The sequence below is a fragment of the Desulfosporosinus sp. BICA1-9 genome (assembly GCF_000802135.1).
Genome location: NZ_JUEE01000074.1, coordinates 1 through 9,317, shown reverse-complemented (window position 1 = coordinate 9,317; position 9,317 = coordinate 1). Strand labels below are relative to the sequence as shown.

General features: G+C 41.4%; 5 protein-coding genes and 2 pseudogenes. All 7 read right to left on the bottom strand.

The genetic code is table 11. The features are described from left to right. Positions 1 to 36: 36 nt before the first annotated feature. Positions 37 to 261: pseudogene (locus JL57_RS09635) on the bottom strand (DUF3102 domain-containing protein); the annotation flags it as partial. Positions 262 to 373: 112 nt separating this feature from the next. Continuing rightward, complete coding sequence (locus JL57_RS09630) at positions 374 to 3,040, bottom strand: PocR ligand-binding domain-containing protein (protein WP_034141838.1); 2,667 nt, start codon at positions 3,038 to 3,040, stop codon at positions 374 to 376. A gap of 212 nt (positions 3,041 to 3,252) precedes the next feature. Then, entirely contained in the window at positions 3,253 to 4,185 is a 933-nt protein-coding gene (locus tag JL57_RS09625) for a hypothetical protein (protein ID WP_034141837.1), read from the bottom strand. 154 nt (positions 4,186 to 4,339) lie between these two features. Then, positions 4,340 to 5,902: a YifB family Mg chelatase-like AAA ATPase gene (locus tag JL57_RS09620; RefSeq protein ID WP_034141836.1), complete on the bottom strand. Its 1,563-nt coding sequence runs from the start codon at positions 5,900 to 5,902 to the stop codon at positions 4,340 to 4,342. Positions 5,903 to 6,161: 259 nt separating this feature from the next. Then, a complete protein-coding gene (locus tag JL57_RS09615) occupies positions 6,162 to 7,964 on the bottom strand; it encodes an ATP-binding protein (RefSeq protein WP_034141835.1) in 1,803 nt (600 codons plus the stop codon). 50 nt (positions 7,965 to 8,014) lie between these two features. After that, positions 8,015 to 8,704, bottom strand: coding sequence for a response regulator transcription factor (locus JL57_RS09610; RefSeq protein WP_034141834.1), 690 nt, complete (start codon positions 8,702 to 8,704; stop codon positions 8,015 to 8,017). Positions 8,705 to 9,071: 367 nt separating this feature from the next. Continuing rightward, positions 9,072 to 9,317 (bottom strand): annotated as a pseudogene (locus tag JL57_RS09605) (hypothetical protein); the annotation flags it as partial.

The following is a 9,317-nucleotide window of genomic DNA, read 5'->3' as shown; positions in this document are numbered from 1 at the left end:
GCCGTCATCGGTGGAAGCGAACAGTTTATCTCCCTATTCTTCAAAGAGCTGCATCAGCCTGTTGGCTGTGCGCTGGGAATAGCTCACCGATTCGACCAACCATTTTCCCCATTCTCCATGGGGGAGCAAGGCCTTGGCCTCCTTCAGGCGCTTGCCGACCTCGAGGGCATTGGTAAGCATGATTTTACAAGTCTGTTGTTTGATCCTATTAATCTCAGCCGCGATGCCTTGCGGCGTACGTTCAGTGATGGGTTCATCCATTTTGATTCCCGCCTTTTTGGCAGCTTTAATTACAGCATACGTAGACGGGCTTCGGATGGTGATCTGTTTACACTCAATGAATATGTACAAACCAACCAGCTGATTGGCTTATTTAGCCCCACTGCTTCTCTAATAGTTTTTCAGTAAATATTCTTGTGATTTCAGGATCGAACTGTGTGCCAGCGTTTTCTCGAATTTCTTTCAATGCCTGTTCCTCACTTAAAGCATTTCGATAGGGTCGCTCGCTGATCATTGCATCGTAGGCGTCAGCCAGGGCAATAATTCTTGAAACCCTTGGAATAGCTTCCCCTTTTAACCCCTTTGGATAACCTTTACCATCCCATCGTTCATGATGAGCTAATATACAATCTGCTAATTCTAACATTTCATAAGATGAACTTAAGATTCTAAAGCCAATATCTGGATGCCGTTTTATTTGGTTCCACTCATTTTCAGTAAGTTTTCCTGGTTTATTAAGAATCCCTTCTTCAATGGCAATCTTGCCTATATCATGAAGCAAGCCTACAACTTTAAGCCTGCTAACTTCGATTTCAGATAAGCCTATAGCTCTGCCGATATCCTGGCATATCTGACTCACTCTTTTAGAATGTTGTTCTTCCCTGGGGTTTTTTTCATGCAGAGTATTAATGATTGTATTTATTGTATTACCTCTCATACCCTCGTTTGCAATAACTTTATACTTATACATAGCATCCTCAGCACTTTTTAATACTTTTAATATATCTTCATCTGTTTTTCCCTTTGTCTCCCAGCCAAACGATATACTGACACGAACAGCGTTCACAAGGACATTTGCATAAAGTTCTTTTATTCGTTTGACGATTTTTTCTGCCTCTTCTTTATTAGTCTTTGGCAGGAGAATGACAAACTCATCTCCGCCCCAGCGGGCGACTATATCATCTGTTCTGCACGCACTCTGAATAGCCTTTGCTGCTTCCTGGAGAAGCTCATCCCCTTTGTCGTGGCCAAATGCATCATTTACAAGCTTGAGCCCATTGACATCCCCGATTATTATTGAAATAGGAATATTTCTTTTAGTATCTAAACGTTTAATTTCTTCTTCATAGAATCTTCTATTATAAAGACCAGTTAGAACATCGTGATAACTTAAATATTGGTTTTCATCTTCCCGTTTTTTTCGATCTGTAATATCTCTTACAATACTGAGAATAACTCTTTTATCTCCTAAAAAGGTTCCATATGAACTCACTTCAACATCGATTGAAGTACCATCTTTTAGATAATGGACAGTTTCGAAAATAATCCCGTTCTTATCGGCTGAATCCATTTGTTCAATGTAAGATGCCTCGCTAAGCCTTAAATCAAAAATTTTCATTGCAGAAAGTTCTTTAGAACTATACCCATAAATTCTTATCGCGGCATCATTAGCTTCTAGAATATTCCCTTCTTTATCGATAAACAGCATTGCATCATTGGCCTTTTCAGCGAGAACCTGATATTTTTGTAGTCTTTCATATAACAGGTTCCGTTCGGTGGTGTCTATTCCTATTCCGGCAAAATACCGTTTATTATCAATAGTTACTGAACTGGCAGTAAAGTACATGGGGATTTTTGTGCCATCCTTTTTTTGTAGATTGGCCTCGGCAAACCCAAATCCATTCTGGTTAACTATTTCAATTCCTTCTAAGATAGCCGTTTGACTCTTTTCATCTCCTTTATACCAATCCAATAAATTCATGTGGGCCAGCTCTTCTGAGGAATACCCTGTCATCTCCTCGTGTTTCTTGTTCCATCTCACTAACTTACTATTATCATCGTAGAGATAAATGATCCCCGGAGAACTATTAAATAAGGCATCTGTAAAGAATCTTTCTTTACTCAACTCGTTTTCTGCTCTAGTTTTCTCAACAATTTCTTCTTCCAAGCTAGTATTCATGTCCTGAAGCTGATTTGTACGCTCAATTACCTTGTTTTCTAATTCTTCATTTAATCGTTTAATTTCTTCTTCAACCTTTTGTCGTTTAGTAATTTCTTCTGCAAGCATAGCATTCGTCTCTTCGAGCATGGCATTGCTCTCTTCCAACTCTGCATTCATCTCTTCAAGCATGGCATTACTCGCTTCCAACTGAACATTAATCTCTTCAAGTTGCGTAGTCCTTCGTTTTATCCTTAGTTCAAGTTCGCTATTTAAACTTTTAATTTCTAATTCAGACTGTATTCTTTTATCAATCTCATGCTCTAAAGAAATATTTTTGAGAGCATACTTAGAGAGTTGCTGTACATTTAAGAAAAGAAACTTACTAATATTCTCAAATTGTACTTGGGGCATACGCTTAACCTTAGCTAATTCATTTTTAAAGACATCCTGCTTTATTCCAATGACATCTGCGTACTGTACTATATCATTCATTTCATAATCTTCTTCGTCGAGAACTTGCCCAATTAGCCAGTTAGCGATATGCTTCCCCGCAACGATGATGCTTGCTCCGCCATCAAGTAGCCCCGCACTGAAGCATCTTTGGATTTTAGGACCTTCCTTATTAGGGCTTCCAATGATTGAATCTGAAATTAGGCAATTTTTAAGCCCTTGTTCAGTTTTTCTTATTTCGTTACATAAACTACAAAAACCACTTGGTTCAGTGATCGGTGTGCCATCAGGCTCGGTGATGATTGAAGCCACACCCGTAGCGGCAGAAAACAAATCCTGAAGTTTTTGTATTTCCTTCAAATCAAAGAGCTCAGAAAACCTATATTCCTTAATTTTTGTATAGCTGTCGGTGGTCAATCGTTCGATCATCTTAATTCTCCTTGCTCTTTGATTAATGATACTTATCTTATATTATTATTGTTTTATTATTTAGCATTTATTTCAACATAAAACCCATTTTTCCTCTATATTACGTCAAAGCAGAATATTTCTTTTTTGTAATTTTTACCCATTTTAAGATAAATACGGAACACCCACTTGCATGAAGTGGGTGCCTTAAACGTGGATTAAACAATTTTAGTTTAGGGCATACTGTTTTTTAGAATTCGTAACGCCCTCAGAGTATTCCACCTGCTTGGTTCCCCTACTTTCTCCATCTCAAAATGAACTTCCCCTGGATATTTAGCCTGCATGGGCCATGTTCCATCAGCACTTTGTTTCATTTTAATAAGATCAATTGCCTCTTGCATTCTTGGATCATAAGGAACGTCCCCCAGATGAAAATAATCAAGTGCCCTCAGCACATCATAGCGCCATCTAGAAGGATAGGAGAACATCAGCATTTTATTATCGATAATTTCTCCTGTCTTATCGGATTTAAACAATCTATGCTGTAAAATAAATTCTCTTGATTTATTCTCAGCCTCTTGTAATTCGGATAATCGATAGCTATATCCGTTCTTCGAGTATTCCAGAATTCCCTCAATAACTGATATCGTGGAATGTAAGGAACTATGTACTGCACCTTTTCTGTTGAATCTACAGTTAAAACCACCGTCATTCATATGTTGTAATAAAATAAAATCGATAATAGAATGTAAATTAGCTTGGTTCACGCCAAAATACGAAGCATAATTTAAAACCATACCATTAATACAAACGTCACTTTGCTTTATAGTTCTAGATGGATTAATTCCTCCATCTGGACCTTTTTCATATTTAAAGATTGAACTAAGAGTTTCCTTTATCTCTCTGTTATCAGGAGCTATTGAAATATTTTTTAATTCCAGTAACGCGTAATGCTTATTAATCCATTTAGACTGGTAGAATCCCTGTCCTCCATGACCATTTGAATATAGACTATTTAAGAATTGTTTTCCCCAGCCTTCAAATTGAATGCGAGTTCTTAGTGCTTTTAAACTATTTAGATCCGATTCAAGTATATCCCTGTGAGTTTGATATTGTATCACAACATCACCTTTCAAAAGCCAGTCAATTACTTTAGTTGATGTCATCTTTTCAACTCCCCTTCTCTTATAAACCTACTGCCGGAAAGATACTAATCTCAGGGCAAACTCTAACTTTGACCCGCTAAGCGTAAACCGCAAATTTGAACCTCTGGCTTTCGAGCCTGTAATATCATTTGATTTCGGCCTCCATTTATTGGAATTATATCTGGAACCGTTTATCCAAAGCACGAAATTGTATTGCTTCAGCTAGATGCTCTGGAAGAATATCTGCGGAACCTCCTAGGTCAGCGATCGTGCGAGCAACCCTTAAAATTCGATCATGAGCGCGAGCACTAAGGTGTTGGCTATCAAAAACCTTATGCAGAAGATATTCCCCACTCGAAGTTAGCCTTCCAAATTCTTTGGTTTCCTTTGCCGTCATTTCCGCATTGGTTTTTGCCGGTCCTAGGCGAGCCCATTGCCTCTGACGGGCTACCATCACTCTCTCTCTGATTACACTAGAAGATACATTGTCATTGCTATTCTTTAACTCTGAATAATTCAGCCTTGGCACCTCTATATGCATGTCAAAGCGATCCAAGAGCGGACCGGAAATCCTGCCTCGATAGTTTTGGATTTGCATTGGTGTACACTGACAAACTCTTCCCTGATCACCGAAAAAACCACAGGGACACGGGTTCATACTTGCTATAACACTAACATGGGCTGGATAGGTAATACTCCCTGATTGTCGAGTGATCGTCAATTCACGATCTTCCAAAGGCTGCCGGAGACATTCCAGGACTTCTCGAGCAAACTCTGGCAACTCATCTAAAAAGAGCACACCATGATTCGCAAAACTTAACTCTCCCGGACGTAACTCACGTCCTCCCCCAATCATTCCCGCCTTTGTAACGGTATGGTGAGGACTTCGAAAAGGTCGATGTTGAACCAAAGTACCATTACAATTTAGTAATCCACAAACACTGTAAAGCTGAGTGACCTCAATGCTTTCCTGCTCGCTTAAGGGAGGAAGTATCCCTGAGTATGCTTTAGCCAGTAGTGTCTTTCCCGATCCTGGCGGTCCCACAAGGACGACATTATGTCCGCCCGCAGCTGCTATTTCTAAAGCCCTCTTCGCATGTTGTTGTCCATGAACATCTGTCCAGTCCACCTTGACTCCGTTATATAATTCTGGTTGCGGAGTCCGCGACATCGTGCCATCCTCAAAGCCACTTCCAGCTTCTATTCCCTTGACAATTTGTGCCAGACTAGCTGTACTATACGTCTCTAAGCCTGTCACCAAACGAGCTTCTGCCAGATTGTCTGGAGGAACAATCAAGCATAGCGTTTCGCTGATACGGCCTTCGTCTAAGCTAGATTCAATGTTTACTCTATCTAGGGTTATAGCCATAGTGAGTACACCTGGAACGGGGCGAAGGGTCCCCTCTAATGAGAGTTCTCCTGTCAAAACATACTGAATGGCTGATGGTAAACTACATTGCCCAGTCGCTGCAAGAATCCCGATCGCAATCGGCAGATCGAGACCCGATCCTTCTTTGCGCAAATCTGCGGGAGCCAAATTCACCGTTACCCGCTGCAGGGGAAACTGATAGCCTGAGTTACGTATCGCTGAACGAACTCGATCCCGAGCCTCTCTTACAGCAGTGTTCGGCAATCCGACGATATCAAAGCTTGGTAAACCATTCGCCACGTCAACTTCTACCCGGATCAGATGAGCTTGTAATCCAAGGACTGTCATGCCATATACCGCAGCGAACATACCTTGCCCTCCTAAAAACTATGATTTTTATAAAGCTATTAGAGTTATCCATAAGCCACAGTTATTAATAGTTTATCACAGGTACAGTACAGAAACTTGAAATACTACTAAAAAATCCCTATATCGACAATTAATTCTTTTATAACTTTCTCTAGTCCGATAATAAGTGTTATAAAAGAGACTGCCATCAGTTACTGATGGCAGTCTATCAAAAGGCCATGGAAATCTCCATGGCCTTTTGTCAACCCTAACTCTTTTTTTACAAACGTGGAAGCTCAATCCAAAAGGTCGTCCCTTTTCCCATATCACTTTCAACCCTAATATGTCCATAGTGAGCTTCTACAATTTGACGCACAATGGCTAATCCTAAGCCCATTCCTCCATCCTTGCGAGACCGTGCCTTATTTACTCTGAAGAAGCGATCGAAAATATAGGGCAAAGCTTCTTTGGGAATCCCTTCTCCTTCATCCTGAACCGCCAACCGCACTTGATTCTGTTCTTCCTCCAGAAAGACTCGAACTGTTTTTCCGCTCGGGGTATGACTTAAAGCATTATCTAAAAGATTAATAAAAACTTGCAGCAGTCGATCTGGGTCTGCATAGAGTTCACCGGATGCCTTAGAAATTTCAAGATTTACCCCTAACTCTTGAGCCCTTCCTTGAAAGCGTTGTTCAATATCCAGCATAAAGCTCTCCAGGTCAATAGCAATGGGTTGTGAAATTTGACCCCGTTCAAGCCGATTCATGTCTTGTAAGTCCTGAACCAGACGAGCCAACCGCTTGGCTTCTTCAAAGACCAAATCAAGGTATTCCTCTTGCTGATCTTTTGGTATCACACCATCCTGGATAGCCTCCAAGTAACCTTGTATCAGATGTAGGGGGGTTCTAAGCTCATGGGTGACACTGGCTAAAAACTCTCGTCGACTCTTTTCCGCTCGTAAAGAAGCGGTGACATCGCGTAGAACCGCAACATGTCCGCCAAACCCTTCTTTATCTGCCAAAGGGGCCATAACGACTTGTAAGACTTGGATTCCAAGTGAAATCGTTGCATAGTTCTCCAACCGACCCTCGCTGAGCACCATCGTCTGAAGGAAGCTAACAATTTGGTCCTTGCGTTCCTGGATTTCAACGTCATTTTCTTGCCATAACCCTTTTGCAGAATCATTAGCATATAGAATTTTTCCGCCATAACTCAGCATTACAACCCCATCGCTAATGCCTTCAATGATCCCTTGAAGTAAATTTTTCTCTCGCGAAAGCCATTCCATATGGTTTTTGAGGCTTTCCCCCATTGAATTTAAGGCTTCGGCCAACTCTCCAATCTCATCGTTACTTGCTACTCCCAAGATAGGCATGAAATCCCCTTTTGCCATTCGGGTCGCACCTCTTTGCATTAAGGCAAGAGGCCGTGTAACCTGTCTTGCAAAGAAAAGGCTGACCACAGTAGCTAAGAAAACAGCAATCAGAGAAGCGTAGAGAATCAGTCGGCGAAATGTCGCTATACTTTCTTGAATAGGTATCGGCGAACTCCCTAATAAAACAACCCCTTGAACAGGTTTAGATCCGACTGGAGCTGCAGCAAGCAGCATGGCTTGCGCTCGGCCATTCACGGGTAAAGCCTTAATCGAAATGGTTTTTCCTGTTAAGACTTCTTCTAAATATCCTTGAGTAAAGAAGTCTGAGGGTTGTAAGTCGCGAGACCATCCACTTAATGGACTTCCAACCAAACCTCCAAGATGCCATTCTATAACACTTCGTTGCTCTTGGGGCGTCGTAGAACCTGACATCAAAATGACATCTCCTTCTGGATCAAGGAGGACCAATTGGGTTCCCGAAGTAAGTCTAAGTTTCTCCAGTAAGTTTACACGTCCACTCCAACTTGGCAGTGTCTCCAATTGCTTTGATATCTCATTTGCCTCAGCACGAAGTGTCTCTAACTTTTGCTTTAGGTAGAAATCCCCAAAAAGCCAAGTTATCGTCAGCCCTAAGCCGCCAAGGACCGTGAGAATAAGAATGGTCGTTGCTAACCATAGCTTTATAGAAATATTCCATGTGTAGCGCATTTTCACGCAAATAACACCTGTCTTTTCTCCTTGACGTTGATTTTAGGTTGTTAATTGACTATCTCTGAATCAAATTTATAACCCACGCCCCATACGGTAACCAGCATTTGCTTCACATTTGGATGGGCCAGTTTCTCTCGTAACTTTTTAACATGCGTGTCTACAGTTCGGGCATCCCCATAAAAATCATACCCCCAAACTGTTTCCATAAGCTGCTCACGTGAGAATACTCGTCCACGATTCTTAGCCAAAAAATAGAGCAAGTCAAATTCCAGAGGAGTTAAGTTAATGACATCGTCTCCTATGCTAACCCGATGTCTCTCTTTATTTATACAAAGCAATCCAGCGCATATCTCGGTCGTAACCGGATGGAGCTTTCCTGTAGACCGACGCAAGAGAGCTTTGACTCGTGCGACTAATTCTTTGGTGCTGAACGGTTTGACCAGATAATCATCGGCGCCCAGTTCAAGCCCCAACACACGATCAAACTCCTCCCCACGGGCGGTCAGCATAATGATCGGGATCGCTGAACTCTCCCGTACTTCCCGACAGACACGCCAGCCATCAATGTCGGGCATCATAAGATCCACAATTAAAAGCGAAAATTGACCAGCACGAAACTTCTCCAAAGCAACTCGCCCATCCTGTGCTTCCTCAACGGCATACCCCTCTCGTTCGAGATATAACCTTACTAAGCTTCGAATTTTCTCTTCATCATCGACGATTAAGATCGGATCCAATTTGCAAACTCTCCTTTGGTACAACAATTATTACCGAAAAGATCTGATTAATACTAGTTTAGCATCCATTTGTGAAAATTGTGTGATCAAAACAGCAACCCTTTATAAAGCCGCTTTAATCCAGTTCACTTCAGAGCTTTCCCCAAGCTGACGGATTGCAACCACATCAAATCTTAGACTAGGCCAGTTTTTATAGCCTTGTTGCATTATATAGCCTCTCGGAATTCAAGGGGTGGGAACGGCGGATATATGGAAAATGAGCTGGAAATTCGCGATAAACGAGGGTAATTCTTAAGACAGAAAAGGATTTTTAATAATGGGTATAGCAAACAAACGTCACAGTGCCCTTTTTAAAAACTAAAAAACGTTAAGCAGTCTGAGGAAAAATCCATGATTTAAGATCCTTGAAGCTCTCCTTCTGATGAGAAAACCAAGCATCCATGTGCTGACAGATCATAATGGCATAAATGCGAACGTACCACACTTTCGTGGAACGATGTCGTCCAGATTCCAGCTTGTAGTCGATCTTCTCTCGTTTATTGGAGCGTTCAATGGATGTTCGGCGTTTGTAAATGACCTTCCACTTTTCCGAGTCGCGAGGAGTCTTGGTAAA